Origin of the sequence: Phenylobacterium sp. LjRoot225, assembly GCF_964252855.1 — a bacterium.
Taxonomy (GTDB): Bacteria; Pseudomonadota; Alphaproteobacteria; order Caulobacterales; family Caulobacteraceae; genus Phenylobacterium.
The window spans coordinates 803,396-820,734 of sequence record NZ_CAXUPL020000001.1; the positions used below are offsets into that span (position 1 = coordinate 803,396).

The 17,339-nt window shown below is 67.9% G+C and carries 17 protein-coding genes; 11 read left to right on the plus strand and 6 right to left on the minus strand.

Going from position 1 to position 17,339, the window contains the following annotated elements:
- Window positions 1–38: 38 nt before the first annotated feature.
- Both ACSQ2B_RS03865 and ACSQ2B_RS03870 read left to right on the plus strand, forming a co-directional pair.
- Window positions 39–617 (plus strand): sigma-70 family RNA polymerase sigma factor, encoded by a 579-nt coding sequence (locus ACSQ2B_RS03865; protein ID WP_436047494.1) that lies wholly within the window; start codon window positions 39–41, stop codon window positions 615–617.
- Complete coding sequence (locus ACSQ2B_RS03870) at window positions 610–1,584, plus strand: hypothetical protein (protein WP_436047496.1); 975 nt, start codon at window positions 610–612, stop codon at window positions 1,582–1,584. Before ACSQ2B_RS03865 ends, ACSQ2B_RS03870 begins: the two co-directional genes overlap by 8 nt.
- Before the next feature lie 196 nt (window positions 1,585–1,780).
- Here the strand turns inward: ACSQ2B_RS03870 and ACSQ2B_RS03875 are convergent, their stop codons facing one another.
- Window positions 1,781–1,981, minus strand: a complete 201-nt coding sequence (locus tag ACSQ2B_RS03875) for a putative quinol monooxygenase (protein ID WP_436047498.1) — start codon at window positions 1,979–1,981, stop codon at window positions 1,781–1,783.
- Between the two features lie 189 nt (window positions 1,982–2,170).
- Here ACSQ2B_RS03875 and tnpA point away from each other — a divergent pair, with 189 nt between their 5' ends.
- From tnpA to tnpC, 3 genes are all read left to right on the plus strand, one after another.
- A complete protein-coding gene (gene tnpA / locus ACSQ2B_RS03880; RefSeq protein ID WP_436047500.1) occupies window positions 2,171–2,635 on the plus strand; it encodes an IS66-like element accessory protein TnpA in 465 nt (154 codons plus the stop codon).
- Entirely contained in the window at window positions 2,632–2,997 is a 366-nt protein-coding gene (gene tnpB / locus ACSQ2B_RS03885; protein ID WP_436047501.1) for an IS66 family insertion sequence element accessory protein TnpB, read from the plus strand. The genes tnpA and tnpB overlap by 4 nt, the downstream gene beginning before the upstream one ends.
- A gap of 91 nt (window positions 2,998–3,088) precedes the next feature.
- Complete coding sequence (gene tnpC / locus ACSQ2B_RS03890) at window positions 3,089–4,681, plus strand: IS66 family transposase (RefSeq protein WP_436047503.1); 1,593 nt, start codon at window positions 3,089–3,091, stop codon at window positions 4,679–4,681.
- Here tnpC and ACSQ2B_RS03895 read toward each other — a convergent pair.
- Window positions 4,636–4,914: a DUF6429 family protein gene (locus ACSQ2B_RS03895; RefSeq protein WP_436047505.1), complete on the minus strand. Its 279-nt coding sequence runs from the start codon at window positions 4,912–4,914 to the stop codon at window positions 4,636–4,638. The genes tnpC and ACSQ2B_RS03895 overlap by 46 nt on opposite strands.
- A 192-nt stretch (window positions 4,915–5,106) precedes the next feature.
- On the opposite strand from ACSQ2B_RS03895, the gene ACSQ2B_RS03900 reads away from it, so the two are divergent.
- Window positions 5,107–5,466 (plus strand): STAS/SEC14 domain-containing protein, encoded by a 360-nt coding sequence (locus tag ACSQ2B_RS03900; protein WP_436047507.1) that lies wholly within the window; start codon window positions 5,107–5,109, stop codon window positions 5,464–5,466.
- Here ACSQ2B_RS03900 and ACSQ2B_RS03905 read toward each other — a convergent pair.
- From ACSQ2B_RS03905 to ACSQ2B_RS03915, 3 genes are all read right to left on the minus strand, one after another.
- A complete protein-coding gene (locus tag ACSQ2B_RS03905; protein WP_436047509.1) occupies window positions 5,463–6,242 on the minus strand; it encodes an alpha/beta hydrolase in 780 nt (259 codons plus the stop codon). The two genes, ACSQ2B_RS03900 and ACSQ2B_RS03905, sit on opposite strands and share 4 nt — an antisense overlap.
- Window positions 6,243–6,455: 213 nt before the next feature.
- Entirely contained in the window at window positions 6,456–7,004 is a 549-nt protein-coding gene (gene ppa, locus ACSQ2B_RS03910) for an inorganic diphosphatase (RefSeq protein WP_436047511.1), read from the minus strand.
- 182 nt (window positions 7,005–7,186) lie between these two features.
- Window positions 7,187–8,203 (minus strand): HWE histidine kinase domain-containing protein, encoded by a 1,017-nt coding sequence (locus ACSQ2B_RS03915; RefSeq protein WP_436047513.1) that lies wholly within the window; start codon window positions 8,201–8,203, stop codon window positions 7,187–7,189.
- A gap of 581 nt (window positions 8,204–8,784) precedes the next feature.
- Here ACSQ2B_RS03915 and ACSQ2B_RS03920 point away from each other — a divergent pair.
- Window positions 8,785–10,002 carry an RtcB family protein gene (locus tag ACSQ2B_RS03920; protein ID WP_436047515.1) on the plus strand — a complete coding sequence of 406 codons (1,218 nt, stop codon included), beginning with the start codon at window positions 8,785–8,787 and terminating at the stop codon, window positions 10,000–10,002.
- Between the two features lie 800 nt (window positions 10,003–10,802).
- Window positions 10,803–12,125 (plus strand): dicarboxylate/amino acid:cation symporter, encoded by a 1,323-nt coding sequence (locus ACSQ2B_RS03925; protein WP_436047517.1) that lies wholly within the window; start codon window positions 10,803–10,805, stop codon window positions 12,123–12,125.
- A gap of 52 nt (window positions 12,126–12,177) precedes the next feature.
- On the opposite strand, the gene ACSQ2B_RS03930 is transcribed toward ACSQ2B_RS03925, so the two are convergent.
- Entirely contained in the window at window positions 12,178–12,444 is a 267-nt protein-coding gene (locus ACSQ2B_RS03930; protein WP_436047519.1) for a hypothetical protein, read from the minus strand.
- 757 nt (window positions 12,445–13,201) lie between these two features.
- Here ACSQ2B_RS03930 and ACSQ2B_RS03935 point away from each other — a divergent pair.
- From ACSQ2B_RS03935 to ACSQ2B_RS03945, 3 genes are read left to right on the plus strand one after another with little or no spacing between them, the layout of a single operon-like run.
- The gene (locus ACSQ2B_RS03935) at window positions 13,202–14,725 is read left to right on the plus strand and encodes a DUF4153 domain-containing protein (protein ID WP_436047521.1); all 1,524 of its coding nucleotides are present in this window, start codon (window positions 13,202–13,204) and stop codon (window positions 14,723–14,725) included.
- A 4-nt stretch (window positions 14,726–14,729) separates the two neighbouring features.
- The gene (locus ACSQ2B_RS03940) at window positions 14,730–15,431 is read left to right on the plus strand and encodes a response regulator transcription factor (RefSeq protein WP_436047523.1); all 702 of its coding nucleotides are present in this window, start codon (window positions 14,730–14,732) and stop codon (window positions 15,429–15,431) included.
- On the plus strand, window positions 15,431–17,017 hold the full coding sequence (locus tag ACSQ2B_RS03945) for a HAMP domain-containing sensor histidine kinase (RefSeq protein WP_436047525.1): 1,587 nt from the start codon (window positions 15,431–15,433) through the stop codon (window positions 17,015–17,017). Before ACSQ2B_RS03940 ends, ACSQ2B_RS03945 begins: the two co-directional genes overlap by 1 nt.
- Window positions 17,018–17,339: the final 322 nt, after the last annotated feature.

Below are 17,339 nucleotides of genomic sequence, written 5' to 3' on the forward strand. Positions count from 1 at the left end.
TTTGCCTGTTGAAGCGTATCGCAGCTAGACTTTTGGTGATGGAGCCGGACCCCGCGGACGACGCCCAGCTGTTGCGAGCCCATGGCGCCGGAGATCCGCAGGCGTTCGCGCGGCTGTATGACCGCTACGATCGCCCTTGCTTTCAGTTCATCCGCAGAATGCTCGGCTCCGCGCACGCCGACACCGCCGAGGATTTGCACCAGGAGACCTGGATATCGATTGCGAACAACGCGGCCAAGTTCGACCCGCGCAGGGCGAGCTTCCCAACTTGGCTGTTCACCATCGCACGCCGCAAGGTCTGGGATTATTTTCGCCGGCAGAAGGTGGCCGTTCTGGCGTCTGCCAACGACGACGGGGCGATGATGGCGCCTGATCCCGGTCCGACGCCCTTGGAGCGCGTGGAGTCCCACGAGCTGGCGCAGAAGCTGGTGTCCGCGATCGAGGCCCTGCCTTTGGAACAGCGCGGCGCCTTTCTTCTGTTCACCTACGCCGAACTGCCGCTGGCGGAGATCGCGCTCGTGACCGGCGTCGCGGTGGAGACGGCGAAGAGCCGGCTGCGCTATGCGCGCCTCCGGCTGAGACAGGCCCTCGCGAGCGAAAGGTCGGATCATGTCTGATCACGACGCCGCGCCCGATCCGATCGACAAGGCCTATGTCCAGGCTGAGACGCTTCTGGGCGACGAAGAAGCGCGCGTGGCCCGGCGCGCACGGGTGCTCGCCGCCGTTACGCGCCAGCCGGAAGCAGCGCCGGCGGCGGCTCCCCCCACGTGGCGGTCCGTCTGGCGGCGTGGCGGCGTGGCGGCGGCGGCGATCGTCGGCGGTCTGAGCGTATTGCTGGCGATGCACCTCCGCCAGCCGGCTCCAGTACAGCTTGAGCCCGCACCGGCGCCGGAAGAGGCCGCCCACGGCGTGACTCCAAAATCCGCGGCTCCTCCGATTGCGGCCGCACCGCCAACAACGCCCTCCCCTGCCGCGCTTGCGCCGCGGACCGGGCCAGCCACGCGCGATCAATCAGAACCTGGCGGTTCCGATGCCGTGATTCGGGCCGATCGTCGGTCAACGCCAGCTTTCGGCGTCGCGCCACGGGCGCCGATCGCGTCGCACAACGTTCCGACCATTCCGCCGCTCCCGGTCCCGCCAGTGGCGCACCCCATCGAGGAGCCGGCTGCTCCTCAGCCGCCTCCGCAGGACGCTGGCGCGAGCCGTGCGCTCGCGCCGTCAGCCGTCGCGCCGCGGGCTTTCCCGGCCGCCGAGCCTGACACAAACGACTCAAGCCTCGCCGAAAAGTCGACCGGCGGATCGCCCGCCGATCAGGCTGCGCGCCTCCGAGGCGCCGCCGCCGCCGGCCGGATTGGCGAGGTGAAAGCTCTGCTGGCCCAGGGGATCCCCGTCGACGCGGCGGACGCCGACGGCGAGACCGCCCTGATGAAAAGCATCCGGGTCGGCCAACCCGCCGTCGCCGCCCTCCTGCGCGCGCGCGGCGCCAGTCTGGACCGCGAGAACCGGGCGGGTGAGAGCGCGAGAGACATGGCGGCTGCGAAGGGCGACGCCAGGCTCAACGAGGCCCTCGGCCTGCCCCACTGAGTCACGGCGGCGGCGCGCCCTGCAGCGGCCGACCGAGCGACCTGAGCTGACGGTGTTCTAGATGTTCACGGGCCGCAACCGAGCTCATCGGGCGGAGCGCCACGCCTCTCGCGCCGACGCCGTCGCCCATCTACGGTTCCCGGCCACAACACAACGGAAACGGGGGGGCGGACGCGCCGCCTCCCCGCTCGCACCGTCACCAAGGCTGTTGGGTCGGCATGATGAAGATCTCGGCCAGGTCGACGTGCTCGGGCGCGCCGACGGCCTGCAGGACATCGTGGCGAATCGAGCCCGCTTCCTGCCGGGTCGGGTCCACGAGCAAGAGCAGGGCATGGCCCAGGGTTTCGCGGGTGTCGGCCCGCGCCCGGCAGAACGCGGCGACGCTGAGGTTCGACATGGAGGTCTCCATCCTGGCCGGAGCGAAGAGGTCCGCCGCGGCGATGGAGCGATTTAGTCAGTCCCTGGCAGCTCCGGCGCTCGGGCTCTTGCTCGGACTATCGGGATCTTGCGCGAATGCGCAGAACCTCCGTCTGATGGTAAGCGGCGCTCCGAGGGCACCTTCCAGGCCTGAATCGAAGCAATGACAATGGCGATCTCGCTCGGGGACGAGATCCGCATGTCTAGTTTTGACCCTACGCACGACCTTACGCACGAACCCAAGCCGACCGTGGTCCGACGGCTGGAGGTGATCACAGGCATCGGCGGGCGGCGGAAGTGGTCGGTCGACGCGAAGGCCGAGATCATGTTGGAGGCGCTGGCGCCCGGCGCGACGGTGTCGGAGGTCGCGCGCCGCCACGATCTGCGGCCCCAGCAGGTGTTCGGCTGGCTGCGCGAAGCGCGCAAGGCCGGCCAGCCGGCGCCGGCGCCGGCGTTCGTGTCCGTGGTGGTCGAGCCGGAAGCGCCGGCGGCGCCCACCCCGAAGAAGCGCCGCAAACCGCGGGCGGGCGGCGGCATCGAAATTGAGATCGACGGCGTGGTGGTGCGGATCGACCGCGGAGCGGAGGCCAAGACGATCGCGGCAGTGATCCAGGCGCTGAAGGCCGGCCAGTGATCCCGGGATCGGGGCCGCCAGCGGGCGTGAAGGTGCTGGTGGCGACCAGACCGGTGGACTTCCGGCGCGGCATGGATGGCTTGGCGCGGGCCGTGAAGGAGGATCTGAAGGCCGATCCGTACTCGGGCGTGATCTACGTCTTCCGAGCGAAACGGGCCGATCGGATCAAGCTGCTCTACTGGGACGGATCCGGCCTGGTGCTCTACGCCAAACGCCTGGAACAAGGCGGCTTCCGGTGGCCGCAGATCACCGACGGCGTCATGCGGCTGAGCGCGGTGCAGCTGTCCGCCCTCGTTGCCGGAATGGAGTGGACGCGGGTGATGGCGCCGCGGCGGACACGGGCGCCGCAGGAGGTGTCCTGATCACTGCGGCGAGATGACTCAGGGCGCACGTGGGGGCGCCTCAACGGCCTCGGAATATGGTCTGCTTGGCCTCGTGGAAACGCCGCGCGACATGGACGCTGAGGCCCTCTGGGAACTGCTCCAGGCGGAGCGCGCGCGCCACGCCGCCGAGCTCGCGGAGCGTGACCGCAAGATCGCCGCCCATGAGGACGCCCGCGCCGCCGACCACGACCTGATCGCGCGACTGAGCCGGATCATCCGGGACCTCCAGCGCACCACCTTCGGGGCTCGCTCGGAGAAGCTTGATCCCGATCAGCTCGCGCTGGCGCTGGAGGAGCTCGAGCAGGAGCTGGCCGGCGCTGAGCTGCGTCTGTCGTCACCGGCCGAGAAGGCGGCGAGCGCCGCCAAGCGGCGGGCCAACCGCGGATCCCTGCCGGCTCACCTGCCGCGCGTCGAACAACTGATCGACATCGAGGACAAGACCTGTCCGTGCTGCGCCGGCGCCCTGCACCGGATCGGCGAGGACGTGGCTGAGCGGCTGGACGTGATCCCGGCGACCTTCCGGGCCCTGGTGATCCGCCGGCCCAAGTACGGCTGCCGGAGCTGCGAGGAAGTGGTGGTGCAGGCCCCCGCGCCGACGCGTCTGATCGAGGGCGGGCTGCCGACGGAAGCCACTATCGCCCACGTCGTCGTCGCCAAGTACGCCGACCACACCCCGCTGTATCGTCAGGCGCAGATGTACGCCCGCCGCGGCGTCGTGCTCGACCGCTCGACCCTGGCGCACTGGACCGGGACCGCCGCCGAGCTGCTGAAGCCGTTGCACGCACGGATGCTGGAAAAGCTGAAGAGCTCGGGAAAGCTCTTCGCCGACGAGACCCGAGCGCCGGTGCTGGACCCTGGGCGTGGCCGAACCAAACTCGGACAGCTGTGGGCCTACGCTCGCGACGACCGCCCGTGGGGTGGGCCCGCGCCGCCGGGCGTGGCCTTCGTCTACGCCGGTGACCGGGCGACCTCGTCGCCGGCGAAACATCTGGCTGGCTACCGCGGCGTCCTGCAGACCGACGGCTACAGCGCCTACAAGGCCCTGGCCAAGCAGGGAGCTGTCGAGCTCGCCTTCTGCTGGGTCCACACCCGCCGCTACTTCCACAAGCTGCTCGATGAGAAGAGCCCGGCGAAGACGCCCATCGCCGCCGAGACCATCGCCCGCATCCAACAGCTCTACGCCGTCGAGGCCGAGATCCGCGGCCGATCGGCGGAAGAACGCCGCGCCGTGCGTCAGGAGAAGAGCGCGCCGATCCTGGCCGACCTGAAGACCTGGCTGAGCGCTCGCCTCGAACTGATCAGCCAGAAGGGCGATCTCGCCAAGGCCATCCGCTACGTCCTGACCCACTGGGACGGGCTGACCCGCTTCGTCGACGACGGCCGCATCGAGCTGGACACCAACACCGTCGAACGCGCGATCCGACCGCTGGCTCTGACGCGGAAAAATAGCCTCTTCGCGGGCAGCGAAGGCGGAGCTGAACACTGGGCGGTGCTGGCGTCGCTGATCGCCACCTGCAAGCTCATCAGCGTCGAGCCTCAGGCCTATCTCGAAGACGTCATCACCAAGCTGATCAACGGCCATCTGCAGAGCCGTCTCGACGAGCTGCTGCCGTGGGCCTACGCCTCGGACGCCGGCGCCTCGGCTCTCGCGAAGAGCTTGTAGAACAGCGCCTCGGCCCGCTTGAGGCCCTCGTCCGTGAACCACACCGACTTGGCCTTGCCCCGCGGGCTATCAATGAGCCCCTTCTCATAGAGCCGGTCCATCGCGCCCCAATCAAACGTCTTCCAGGCGCGCGCCGCGCCCGTAAACCGATCTCGCTCGCACAGCCCCAAGAAAAGCAGCGCCAGCACGGCGTCGTCGATCCGATCGGAGTCTATCGCTGGCTCTGGATGCATGGAGGCCTCCGCCCCCCATACCCTACGTCCGATCGGGCAGACCGACGATCACCGTGGTCTCGGCGCGCCGCTTACGTCTGATGCGCTCTCGAGGGCGGACAACCGCGGTGTCCTCACCGGCTCGGCCGGCTCGCCGCAACCGATTGGATGGACGTCTATTGTTCCGAGACGCTGCACTTTGGAGCAACGACCATGATCCGATACGCGACCGAGCCCGGTTCGCCCGTGGTTGAAATCACCCTCGAAGGCAGGCTCACCGATTCCGACCTCCGCGGGGCGATCGAGCGCCTGCAGGCAGACGTCGAGGAGAACGGAAAAACACGGGTGCTCGAGCGTATCGAGCATTTTTCCGGGATGGAGCCCGCGGCCCTCTGGACCGACATCAAGCTCGGAATGCCCCTCGCCCAAAAGATCACGCGGGCCGCCGTGGTGGCCGACGCCGCCTGGATTCGGCGGTTGACCGACATCGGTCGTCTCTTGACGCGAGCTGAGGTGAAAACCTTCCGCCCGGATGAACTCGACGACGCCCGGACGTGGATCAACGCGGATTAAAGCAGCCGCGCGTTGCGCACGGCCCAGTCCAGCGCGTAGTCGGCGACCTCTTCCCAGCCGGGATCCAATAGAGTCCAATGCGAGCGGCCGGGGAAGATCTTGAGCTCGGTCAAGGACGCCGCCTGCTTCTGCTTCTTGTAGATGGCGGTCGTCATGCTCGGATCGGCGATCAAGTCGAGCTCGCCGCCGATCAGGAGCAACGGAGCCCGGGCGGGATTGTCCCAGCGGATCCGGATCGTGTTGACGACGCCGTCCCAGTAGACCTTCCCGGGCGTCGGCACGATGTACTTGTCGTAGAGGGCGTCAGCCTCGTCTTCCGGCACGAGTTGGGCGAAGCGATGACGGAAGAAGCTGCGCGACATGGTCTCGGCGCGCTTCCAGCTTCCCAGGTCGAGGAAGACCGGCAGGGCCGAGACGATCGCATGCGGTCCCAACGGTACGCCCGGCGTGGGCGCCGGGTCGATCGCGACTCCGGCCACGCCGACGCCGCGATCAAGCAGATGCTGGACGAACACGCCGCCCGCCGAGTGTCCGATCAGGATCGGCTCCTCGGGGAGGTCGGCCGATATGCGTTGATAATGATCGATGATCTCGCGTTGCCCCAGCCCCGCAAGCGCCTCGTCGGGCATTTCGCGCAGTTCGGCAGGCGTCCGGTCGTCATAAGGCCAGTCGGGCGCGACGACGGTGAAGCCCCTCGCTTCGTAGCGCGCCTTGACGGCGCTCCAGCTCGTCGAGTTGAGCCAGGCGCCGTGAATGAGCAGGATCGTCTTCGACATCGCGCCATCTCCTGTCGCGCAACGTTTGTGAACCCGGCGGAGGCGCGAAAGACGCGGCGTCTTCGTCAACTCAACCTACACGCGATGCAGCAGGCGATCAGCTAGTTTCCTGAGGCAAGGTGGCGGAGTTGAGAGGCTGGTCGTCAAGCGAGCAGCCTCCCACCCGCCTCGGACGGTCCGCCGATTTGGGTGGGATCCGGCGCTCCGCGAGGATCAGGTCTGACCAGCGCCAGGAATGCTTTGCGCCCGGCGGATACCCTCCATCAGCAACTCGCGCGCCGTGGCGGCGCCTTCCCAGCCGCGGACCTTCACCCACTTGCCAGCCTCCAGATCCTTGTACTTCTCGAAGAAGTGCTCGATCTGTTTAAGGGTGATGTCGGGGAGATCGCCGTACTCGAAGACGTTTTCATAGCGCTTCGTGAGCCATGCGGAGGGGACGGCGAGCAGCTTCTCGTCCTCACCGCCCTCATCTTCCATCCTGAGAACCCCGACCAGGCGGCAGCTGATGATCGATCCCGGGAGCAAGGCGCGCGTATTGGCGACGATGACGTCGCACGGGTCGCCATCCCCCGAGAGCGTGTGGGGCACAAATCCGTAATTTCCGGGATATCTCATCGACGTGTAGAGGAAGCGGTCGACCACGAGGGCGCCGGATTTCTTGTCCATCTCGTACTTGATCGGCTCTCCGCCAATGGGCACTTCGATGATCACATTGACGTCGTGGGGGGCGTTCGCGCCGATTTCCACAGCATCCAGATTCATTTCGCTCGATCCATGTCCGCGGGTCGCAACTGCGCGCCCCGAAGCTCAGCGATAGCAGGAGCCGAGCGCTGGTCGATGAACAATTTCACGGGCAGCCGGCCCCGCGTTCCGTTTCGTCGAACCTGTGGTCAGCGGGGGCGCCTGCCCGCCTCCGTTGACCCGATACGCGTTCGCGCTGGCCCTCAATCCCGACCGCCCAGCGGGGGCAGCCCGGCTTCCACAAGCTTGTCTTCGATGGAGCTGGGCCTGTCCGGATGGTCCTTCGGCGGCAGATGGAATTCGCAGACGAGCCCTTCCGGACGCCAGAACAATTGGGTGCGCCCGCCCGGCAATGCGGCCAGTGCGCGTTCCAGCAGGCGGGTGCCGAAACCCTTGCGATCTGGCGTCACGACAGGGGGGCCGCCGTCCTCCCGCCAACGAATGTGACGGGCGCCGAGGCTGTCGAGCGTCCAGACAACCTCCACCCGCCCGGCCGGCGTGCTGAACGCGCCATATTTCGCAGAGTTGGTCGCCAGCTCGTGGATGGCCATCGACACCCCTTCGGCCTCGGGCGGACTGAGGGACACGCCCGGCCCCTGCACATACGCGCGCGCCACATCTCCCAGCGTGTAGGGGCGAAGCTCGACCTCGACGAGCGTTTGCAGGTCCGCCCCGCGCCACCGCGAGTCGGACAGGAGTTGGTGCGCCCTCGCCAAGGCGCCGATGCGCCCGAGCACATTGCGCCTCAGCTCTTCGACGCTATTGGCCTTGGTCAGGTTCACAATGCTTTGCGCGACGGCCAGCAGGTTGTTGGCGCGATGGTCGACCTCCTGCAAGAGCAGCTTCAGCCGCTCTTCGGCGTCCACCTTGTCTGTGACGTCATAGCTCTCGCAGAACACGGCTTCGACGCCGCCCTCCTCGCCGAAGATGGGCTGGCCCACGATGTCCATGTATAGGGTTCGGCTGACGCCGCCCTTGTGGAGCATGCGTGACAGGCTGCGCCCAACGAACACTTCCCCCGTTCGGCGAATTCCCTCGATGATGTCCAGGTAGTCCGGCTCGATGTCGGGCATGACATCCAGCAACCGCCTGCCCATGACATCTTCCTCACCGATCAGGCGCAGGTAGGCGGCGTTCGCGAACGTAAAGCGCAGTTCGGGCCCATTGAGCAGGAACATGAAGCCATGCGACCGCTCGAACAGCTGAAGCTGCGTCCTCATCAGCTCTTCAGGATTTGGCGGCATGTGCCTTCCGGGAGGGTTGCTGCACGAACGCCCAGGAACGCCACTTATTCGGGCCCACTGTCGAGGTAAGCATCCAACTTCGGCTAAAGTCCGGCAGACGTGTAACTCCAACCGTGGCCACACCTACCGACGATCTGCGGCCAGGCAGAGGGCCAGGCAGGCGGCTGCGTCCGAGCGGCGCCATGAGCGGAAATTGGTCTGACGTCAGCAACCTGACGTTCAAGCAGGCTGGCCAATGAGGGCGGAGACGTCCCGTCAAACAGGCTGTCCCGCTTCCAAGTTGAAAAGCGACTGGCGCCCCTCATCGACCCATGTTATCTGCGAGACCTCGAGGATGAGGACCATGTCTCTCAAAACGTCAACCCATCTGCCCGACGCCACCATGCTCGACCGTCAGGTCGAGCAATGGAACGCGCGCGTGTGGAGGGGCTGACGTCCGAGGTCTGAAAACTCGGTTGTACGCAGAACCCCTCCCGGCCTGGCCTGGAGGGGTTCTTCGTTTCTGGAAGGACGTTTCCGCCGCGACGCCGGGAGGGGCGGCAGGAAAGGATCACCCGATGAACGGGTTCGACGTATTCGAAGGCGAGACTGTACCGATCAAGGCGTGGACGCGAGGCGTGCCCATCGAGGACGCCGCGATGGCGCAGTTGCGCAATGTCGCCGGCCTACCCTTCATTCACAGCCACGTGGCGGTCATGCCCGACGTGCATTGGGGCATGGGTGCGACAGTGGGCTCGGTGATCCCGACCGTGGGAGCCATCATTCCCGCCGCGGTTGGCGTCGACATCGGCTGCGGCATGATGGCGGCGCGGACCTCGATCCGGGCCGAGCACCTGCCGGACTCGCTGGCGGCGGTGCGCAGCGCGATCGAGGCGGCCGTGCCGCACGGGCGGACCGACAATGGCGGGCGCAACGACGTCGGCGCCTGGGCGGGCGAGCCATCGGCGTTCGCGCTTGAGCGGTGGGCGGACCTCGAAGCGGGCTACACCGCCGTCGTCGACAAGCATCCCAAGGCCGCCCACCCGCGCGGTTTGGGCCACTTGGGTACGCTCGGCACGGGTAACCACTTCATCGAGATCTGTCTCGATGAAGACGGAGCGGTGTGGGTGATGCTTCACTCCGGCTCACGCGGCGTAGGTAACCGGTTCGGGAGCTACTTCATCGAGCGGGCCAAGCACGAGATGCGCCGGTGGTTCATCAACCTGCCTGACCAGGACCTGGCCTACTTCCCGGAGGGATCCGAAGGGTTCGGGGACTATTTCAAGGCGGTGAGCTGGGCCCAGAAGTACGCGCGGTCTAATCGCGAAGCGATGATGGGTGCGGTGCTGGGCGTCCTGAAGGCCCGCTTCCCTGACCTGATCGTGACCGAGGAGGCCGTGAACTGCCACCACAACTACGTCACGCGTGAGCGGCACTTCGGCAAGGACGTCTACGTGACCCGCAAGGGCGCGGTGCGGGCGGGCGAAGGCGAACTGGGGATTATTCCCGGCTCCATGGGCGCGCGCTCATTCATCGTGCGGGGCAAGGGTAATCGCGATTCCTTCTGCACCTGCTCCCACGGCGCAGGCCGCGCGATGAGCCGCAACGAGGCCAAGCGGCGATTCACCGTCGAGGACCACGTGCGCGCGACCGAAGGCGTCGAGTGCCGTAAGGACGCCGCAGTGATCGACGAAACGCCGATGGCCTACAAGGACATTGACGCGGTGATGGCCGCCCAGGCCGACCTGGTGGACATCGTTCACACCCTGCGTCAAGTCGTATGCGTAAAGGGCTGACGCGAGAAAGGGGCCCATCCGCCGCCCAGCGGGTGGGCCCTTTGCGCGTGCCCTTCATATGCAGGCAACCGCAAACGCAGCCCGACGGCGGAAGGCGTTTTCGAAAGCCGAGCGGACCTAGTGGTCGCCTCCGCGGGCGTTGCACCCGACGCGGATGAATCGGTGGGACCTTAAGACGGGGGGCATCCACGCTGGCGGGTACTCGCTCCTCATCTGCTTTCTTGCGGTCGTCACGTTGCTAGCAACCAGATCGCTGATAGGCGTCGGGATGGCGGGCGCCTTCGCAGTAGCTTGGCTACTGCTTGTCGGTGGAGAGCGTGGCGTCTTTTCAAAGTGGTCGGGATCAAAGGTGACCGCAAGTTCGACCGCGAGGACAAGCTCAAGCTCCCACCTGAGTACGCCGCCTCGGAGAGCGTAACGAACGCTCGCAAACGGCAGCGTGCTGAGCGCAAGTTCCGCTAAGGACCCCTCTCTCCCGTTCCCAACGTCTGCTTGTCAAAGTTGAAACGGCCAGGCCGCGGGTAAATGACGCCGCCGCCGGCGGCTAGCATCCGGTGGCAGCCTACACTTGCGGGATAGCGCCTTGGAGGTCGTCGACGGAGCGTTCTACGGCTTCGAGGTCAGCGACAGAACGGGCTACCGGGTCCCAAGGCCCCCGCCCCTCGCTGCGGCGGCCAGCCGGTCAATATGATCCGCCGCTTGCTCACCTGCGCGACAGGCGCGGCTTTTCCGCCAAGCTGGCGCCTCCGCTGCGTCCGAGGCGGCTTCCCCAACGCCCGCTTACGGGCGACACTCCTGCCGTGCTCACAAGGCTCCGCTCAGTTCCGCTGCACCTGCGGATGCTCGCAGGCTTCCTGCTCGGCCTGGGCGCCGGGCTGATCGTGCACATGACGTCCGGCCCGGACGCCGGATGGGTTGTCGCCGTCACCAACTACGTCACCCAGCCGGTCGGCCAGATCTTCCTGCGGCTGCTGTTCATGTTGGTGCTGCCGCTGCTGTTCTCGGCCCTGGTCGTCGGCATCTCGGAAATGGGCGACCTTGGCGCGCTCGGCCGCACGGGCTGGCGGACGCTGCTGTTCACCGTGGCGCTTTCGACGGTCGCCGTGGTCCTGGGCCTGGTGCTGGTCAACCTGCTGCGCCCGGGAGACGGCGTCGATCCGGCGCTGGCGCAACGCCTGCTCGACGAGGCGTCCGGCGGCGCGAAGGCGATCCTGGAGCGGGCGCCCAAGTCTCTGGAGGGGCCGGCGGCCATCGTCGGCATCGTCCCCTCCAATGTGTTCAGCGCCGCCGCCGACAACGCGATCCTGCCGGTGATGTTCTTCGCCCTGATGTTCGGCGTCGGAGTGGTTCTGCTGCAGAACCGCAGTCCGGCGGTGACCACGCTGAAGTCGGCCATCGAGGGGCTGTTCGAGGTCTCGATGATCCTCATCAGCCTGGTCATCCAGCTGGCGCCGATCGCGATCGCCTGCCTGCTGTTCAACCTCGCCGCCCTGTTCGGCTGGGAGCTGCTGGTCCGGCTGAGCGCCTATGTCGGCGTCGTGCTGCTGGCGCTGGGGATCCACCAGGTCGTGGTCTATTCCGTCGCGGTCGCCATGTTCGGCGGCATGTCGCCGGTCGCCTTCTTCCGCAATTCGCAGGAGGCGATCCTCGTCGCCTTCGCCACGGCCTCGAGCAACGCCACCCTGCCGACGGCGCTGCGCGTGGCGGAGGACCGCCTGCATCTGCCCCCGCGGATCGCGCGTTTCGTGCTCACGGTCGGGGCGACCGCGAACCAGAACGGCACGGCCCTCTTCGAAGGGGTGACGGTGCTGTTCCTGGCTCAGTTCTTCGGCGTGGAGCTGAGCATCGGCCAACAGCTCGTGGTGATGCTCGTCTGCATCCTGGGCGGGATCGGCACAGCCGGCGTGCCGGCGGGGTCGCTTCCCGTCGTGGCGATGATCCTTGGAATGGTCGGCGTGCCGCCCGAGGGGATCGGCCTCATTCTCGGCGTCGATCGCTTCCTCGACATGTGCCGGACGGCGCTGAACGTGACGGGCGACCTCGCCGTGGCGGTGATGGTCTCAAGGCCCGAACGCGCCGCCCTGGAGCTCGAATCCAAGGAGAGCCCGAAGCCCACGCGCTGACGAGCGCCTCGCCGCCATGCCGTCGTATTCGGTCCGCGGCGAGGCGCCTTGGCTAAAATGCGAGGGCGGCCACCGGGGCGGCGGTGATCTGGGTCAGCATCTGTGAGAAGTCCGTGGTGGCGCCGTCCACCAGGACCACGAGCTCCGGACCGCCGCCAGCATTCTGCGGTTTTCGAACCCACTTGCGACCCTCCGGCGCGTCGGGAAGCGAATGTGCGTAGCTTCGAACCTCGTACACCGGGCTCGTCGCGTAGCAATTCCACCGGTAGGTCTCGCCGTCGTCGGTGAAAGCACCTGCGTAGGGTTGAAACGTAGTCAAAGCACCACCTCCCCAACTGTTGCTTAGCGCAAACTCTAGGTAGACGAGCGCAAGCGCTCGCCGATCCATTTGGCGACAAAGCGTCGCCGTTGGCAACAATTCGCTGTTCTGGGCCTGAATTCTCCGCCCGGCCCGGGCGCTGGCCGACGGTCACGCGCCCCCCCAACGGCCTGAGCCTCGGACAGGCGCTACGATTGGACGCAGATAAAAGAAGACGTACACGGCGCATCTTCAGACCTTCCGACTGCGCGCAGGTCCAAGCCGTTCGCCGAGCCCCGAGGCGGCTTCAGGCGGCCAGCGCAAGCCAAGGAGGCAAGAGTGTCCGACACATTCGCAAGGGAGCAGGTTGCTAAGGTCTCCTGCGTCTACAGCGGCAAGTCGCGCACATGACGTTGACGGAGCGACAGCTACAGGGCCTGCGTCGCGTTCGCGGCGCACACGGCGGCCTCGTCTACATGACGACTGCGGACTTTTGGCGAGCCCCCCGCGCGTGGGGCCCGGCCGATTTCTACCTCTTGCCCCTCCTGATCTGGGCGAGCTGGTATGCGGCGATCGCCAATGTCCAATCCTTGACCCAACACTCTCTCTTCACAGCCGCGCAGGCTGCGCGCCCGAGCACGACGCACACCCAGCCCTGATCCGACCACAGCCGGCTGCACCGGATCTGCACGCCAGCCGGTCGGCATCCTCACGGCGGCTCGCCACCGGATGGACAGCTCTGCCTTAGCCACAGGGACCTCTCGCGTTTGGAGCTCCCATGACAGCGCTACGCCTCAACGTCTGGACCAAGGTCGGCCTGCTCGTGCTGCTGGTCGGGATGGGAGACCTGGTGGTCCACGGCCGATGGAGCGGCGCGGTCTCGAGCCTATTGGCGGTCGCCGCCGCTGTGGGCGTGACGGCGGCGCACCCGGCGGTGGTCCGTTCCCGCCTTGGGCTTTCCGCCCTGCTGCTGGCCGGCGCCCTCGCCCTGCTGCCGATTGAGCGGCCGAGCTTGCTCGGATGGCTGCTTCTCTGGACCGCCCTGGCTGTGGCGGCGCTGGCCCCGAGAGCGAACCACGCCGATCACGCCCTTCGCTGGACCGTGAGGGTCGCTGTGGCCGCCGTTCGCGCCACATCGGCGCCTTTGCGCGACCTGCGCCTTGTCCGCAAGGCCCGCCGCAGGGCCGGCGGCGGCGAAGCCGTCACACTGTTGAGGGTGGTCGGCCTGCTGGGCCTGCCGCTGGTCGGCGGGACGGTGTTTGCGCTGTTGTTCGCCAACGCCAATCCGGTCATCGGCCATTATGTGAACCGACTGCGCCTGCCCGAGCCCGACATGCCGCGGCTGGTGCTCTGGGTCGTGTTGACGCTCGGCTTCTGGCTGCTGCTGCGGCCGCGCGGCCTGCCGAAGACGCTGCGCGTCTTGCGGCCGCGCCTAGCTGGGAAGGAGGTCAAGGGCGTTCCCGGCGCATCGGTGCTGCTGTCGCTGGTGGTCTTCAACGGCCTGTTCGCCCTGCAGAACGGCCTCGACCTTGCGTATCTTTGGGGCGGCGCCGACCTGCCCGAGGGCACGAGCTTCGCCGAGTACGCCCACCGCGGCGCCTATCCATTGATCCTGACCGCCCTGCTGGCCGGCGCCTTCGTGCTGGTGTTCCTGGCCCCGGGCTCGAGCGTGGCGAAGCTGAAGGCGGCGCGCCTGCTGGTGGCCGCCTGGGTGGCGCAGAACGTCTTCCTGGTGGTCTCCACGGCGCTGCGAACGCTCGCCTACATCGACGCCTATTCCTTGACACGGCTACGCATCGCCGCGCTCGCATGGATGGCCTTGGTGGCGCTCGGCCTGGCCTTGATCGCCTGGCGGCTGCTGCGCGGCAAGAGCTCCAGCTGGCTGATCAACGCCAACGCCGCCGCTGCGGGACTGGTCCTGGGGATCTGCGCGACGGTCGACCTGGGCGCCGTGGCGGCCGCCTGGAACGTGCGGCACGCCCGCGAACTGGGAACGGGCGGCGCCGAGCTGGACCTCTGCTATCTGCGATCGCTCGGCCCCGCCGCGCTGGTTCCCCTGTCGGAACTGCAGCAGGGCCCTCTGCCGCCATCGCTCCGGCCCAGGGTCGCCAACGTCCGCAACATGGTCATGCTCAACCTGATCGACCGGCAGCGGGACGCGCGAAGCTGGACCTGGCGGGGCGCCCGCCGATCCGCCCGGGCGCAGGCGCTTGCGGGGCCGCCGACTGTCATCGCCCGCAGCCGATGCGACGGGACGCCGAAACCTCCGCCGTTGACGCCGGCGCCGCAACTCGGATCATGAGCCGATGCCTCAGACCGTCCTGGTGGTCGACGACGATCCCCACATCCGCCAGCTTCTGGTGTTCGCCCTGGAGAAGGCGGGCCTGACCGCCCTCGAGGCGGCCGACGGCGAGGCGGCGCTGGTCGCGGTCGCCGATGCGCGGCCCGACATCCTGGTGCTCGACATCAACATGCCGAAGCTGGATGGGCTGGAGGTCTGCCGACGACTGCGGGCCAAGGGCGACATGCCGATCCTCTTCCTCTCCTCCCGCGACGACGAGATCGACCGGGTGCTCGGCATCGAGCTCGGCGGCGACGACTATGTGGTCAAGCCGTTCAGCCCGCGGGAGGTGGTGGCGCGTGTAACGGCGATCCTGCGGCGCGCACGTCCGACCGCGGCGGCGCCGAGCGCCCCCTCCCCGCGGGAGCACGGCCGGCTCAGCCTGGATCCGGACAGCTGGACGGCCCGCTGGGACGAGACGCCCGCGGAGCTCACCGTCACCGAGTTCCAGATCCTGCGCATGCTGCTGGGCGCGCCGCAGAAGGTGTTCAGCCGCGACGCCATAATCGACCGTCTGCACGGCCCCGGCTTCGCGATCACCGATCGCACCATCGACAGCCACATTCGTAACCTGCGCAGCAAGTTCGCCAAGCTGGGCGGCGACGACCTCGTGGAGACCCGGCCCGGCGTCGGCTACCGGCTGGGACCCTGCCGCGGCGCGTCCTAGTGATCCGACGCGTCAAGGAGATCGCCAAGCGCTACTGGCCGGCCTTGCGGCTGCGCACCATCGTTTTCAGCGTCCTGCTCTTCGCCGCGGCCATGCCCGGCGTCAGCGCGATCTTCCTCAGGGTCTACGAGAACACCCTGGTGCGTCAGACCGAGGCCGAACTGGTGGCGCAGGGCGCTGCGCTGGCCGCCATGGCGAGCGTGAACTGGCCTGGCGCGACGCCTGACCCAACTCCAATCCCAAATCCGAACCTCCGCAGCCCCGGCTACTACCGCCCGGAGAACACCACCATCGATCTCAGCCGCAGCCCGGTGCTGCCTGAACGACCGGCTGCGACGAAGGCTCGACAACCGCCCGATCCCGCCGCGACGGCGGCCGCCGCGCGCCTCGCCCCTGTCATTGCGCAGACCAGTCGAACGACGCTGGCGTCCATCCTGGTGCTGGATGCGCGTGGCCGGGTCGTTCGGGGTCCGGGGCTTGGCGGCGACCTCTCCGCCCTCCCCGAAGTGCGGACGGCGCTCTCCGGCGAGCCGCGCACGGTGCTGCGTCGGAATGGCGACTACCACCCGGAGTATTCCTTCGAGTGGCTGAGCCGCGCGTCCGCCCTGCGTCTGCACCATGCCCGGCCGATCGAGGCGGGCGGGCGGGTGGTCGGCGCGCTCCTGTTGTCGCGGTCGCCGCGGGCGCTGTTCCGCGGGCTCTACGAGGATCGCGGCAAGATCGCGCTCGGCGTGGTCGCAATCCTTGGCATGCTGATTGTGCTCTCTGGATTGGTGTCCCGCGGCGTCACGCGGCCGATCGAGGCGCTCAGCGCCGCCTCCCGCGATGTGGCGGCTGGGACCGGTTCGGTTCCACCGACGCCGCGCACCGGGGCGCTGGAGATCCGCGCCCTCTACGAAGACTTCCGCGTCATGGCCGAGCGGATCGACCGCCGATCAGGCTACCTGCGGGATTTCGCGGCCGCCGTCAGTCACGAGTTCAAGACCCCTCTGGCAGGGATAAGCGGAGCCGTCGAGCTGCTGCAAGATCACTTCGACACCATGTCGGGCGACGAGCGCCGCCGGTTCCTGGACAACATCGCCGCCGACAGCCAACGGCTGTCGCACTTGGTGACACGGCTGCTCGACCTGGCCCGCGCCGACCTCGCAGCCCCCGAAGCCGGCGCCGCGGCCGAGATCGGTCAGCCGCTGCGCAAGGCCGCTGACGCGATCGCCGGGCCAGACTTCACGGTCGAGTTCGACCTCCCCCAGGACCCCGTCCAAGCCGCGGTCCCGGCCGTGACCTTGGAGACCGTGCTCACCGTCCTGCTGCAGAACAGCCGCCAGGCGGGTGCGCGCCGGGTCCTGATCGCCGCGCGCCGCGCGCAGGACGGGATCGTCATCCAGATCAGCGACGATGGTCCCGGCGTCGCGCTGGGCGATCGCGACCGCCTCTTCGAGCCATTCTTCACCAGCCGACGGGCCGAAGGCGGGACGGGTCTGGGCCTGCCGATCGCGCGCTCCTTGCTGGCGGCCAGCGCGGGGCGGTTGGACCTGGCGCCGTCCTCCCACGGCGCGCTGTTTGAGATCCGCCTGCCCCTGCCCTGACGGCCTGCGCGACCTGTGCACCACATCTCCTAAATCCGCCGCCGCCCTCTGCATGCCGTTCCGCTACCTCGGCCTCATGGAACATGCTCCGCCAACCTATGTGGTCAGCCTCGCTCCTTCGGACGCCGGTTGGGCCTGGCAGGTGAACCCATCACGAGGGGCTCCGATCTCGGGCCTGGCAGCCGATCTCGAAACCGCTCGCCGGACTGCAGCGTTCGCTGCGGCCGTCGTGCTCAGCCTCGACCGAACCCGGCGACGCCGGGGCTAGCGGGCGCCGCACCTGGGGCCCACGCCGTCGCCCGGCGGGATTAGCTCCGCGGTG

Bases quoted from the DNA above. Each gene is read 5' to 3' on its own strand.
- ACSQ2B_RS03865 (WP_436047494.1), top strand. From the start codon at position 39: ATGGAGCCGGACCCCGCGGACGACGCCCAGCTGTTGCGAGCCCATGGC.
- ACSQ2B_RS03870 (WP_436047496.1), top strand. From the start codon at position 610: ATGTCTGATCACGACGCCGCGCCCGATCCGATCGACAAGGCCTATGTC.
- ACSQ2B_RS03875 (WP_436047498.1), bottom strand. From the start codon at position 1,981: ATGTCGAACCTCAGCGTCGCCGCGTTCTGCCGGGCGCGGGCCGACACC.
- tnpA (WP_436047500.1), top strand. From the start codon at position 2,171: ATGGCGATCTCGCTCGGGGACGAGATCCGCATGTCTAGTTTTGACCCT.
- tnpC (WP_436047503.1), top strand. From the start codon at position 3,089: ATGGACGCTGAGGCCCTCTGGGAACTGCTCCAGGCGGAGCGCGCGCGC.
- ACSQ2B_RS03895 (WP_436047505.1), bottom strand. From the start codon at position 4,914: ATGCATCCAGAGCCAGCGATAGACTCCGATCGGATCGACGACGCCGTG.
- ACSQ2B_RS03900 (WP_436047507.1), top strand. From the start codon at position 5,107: ATGATCCGATACGCGACCGAGCCCGGTTCGCCCGTGGTTGAAATCACC.
- ACSQ2B_RS03905 (WP_436047509.1), bottom strand. From the start codon at position 6,242: ATGTCGAAGACGATCCTGCTCATTCACGGCGCCTGGCTCAACTCGACG.
- ppa (WP_436047511.1), bottom strand. From the start codon at position 7,004: ATGAATCTGGATGCTGTGGAAATCGGCGCGAACGCCCCCCACGACGTC.
- ACSQ2B_RS03915 (WP_436047513.1), bottom strand. From the start codon at position 8,203: ATGAGGACGCAGCTTCAGCTGTTCGAGCGGTCGCATGGCTTCATGTTC.
- ACSQ2B_RS03920 (WP_436047515.1), top strand. From the start codon at position 8,785: ATGAACGGGTTCGACGTATTCGAAGGCGAGACTGTACCGATCAAGGCG.
- ACSQ2B_RS03935 (WP_436047521.1), top strand. From the start codon at position 13,202: ATGACAGCGCTACGCCTCAACGTCTGGACCAAGGTCGGCCTGCTCGTG.
- ACSQ2B_RS03940 (WP_436047523.1), top strand. From the start codon at position 14,730: ATGCCTCAGACCGTCCTGGTGGTCGACGACGATCCCCACATCCGCCAG.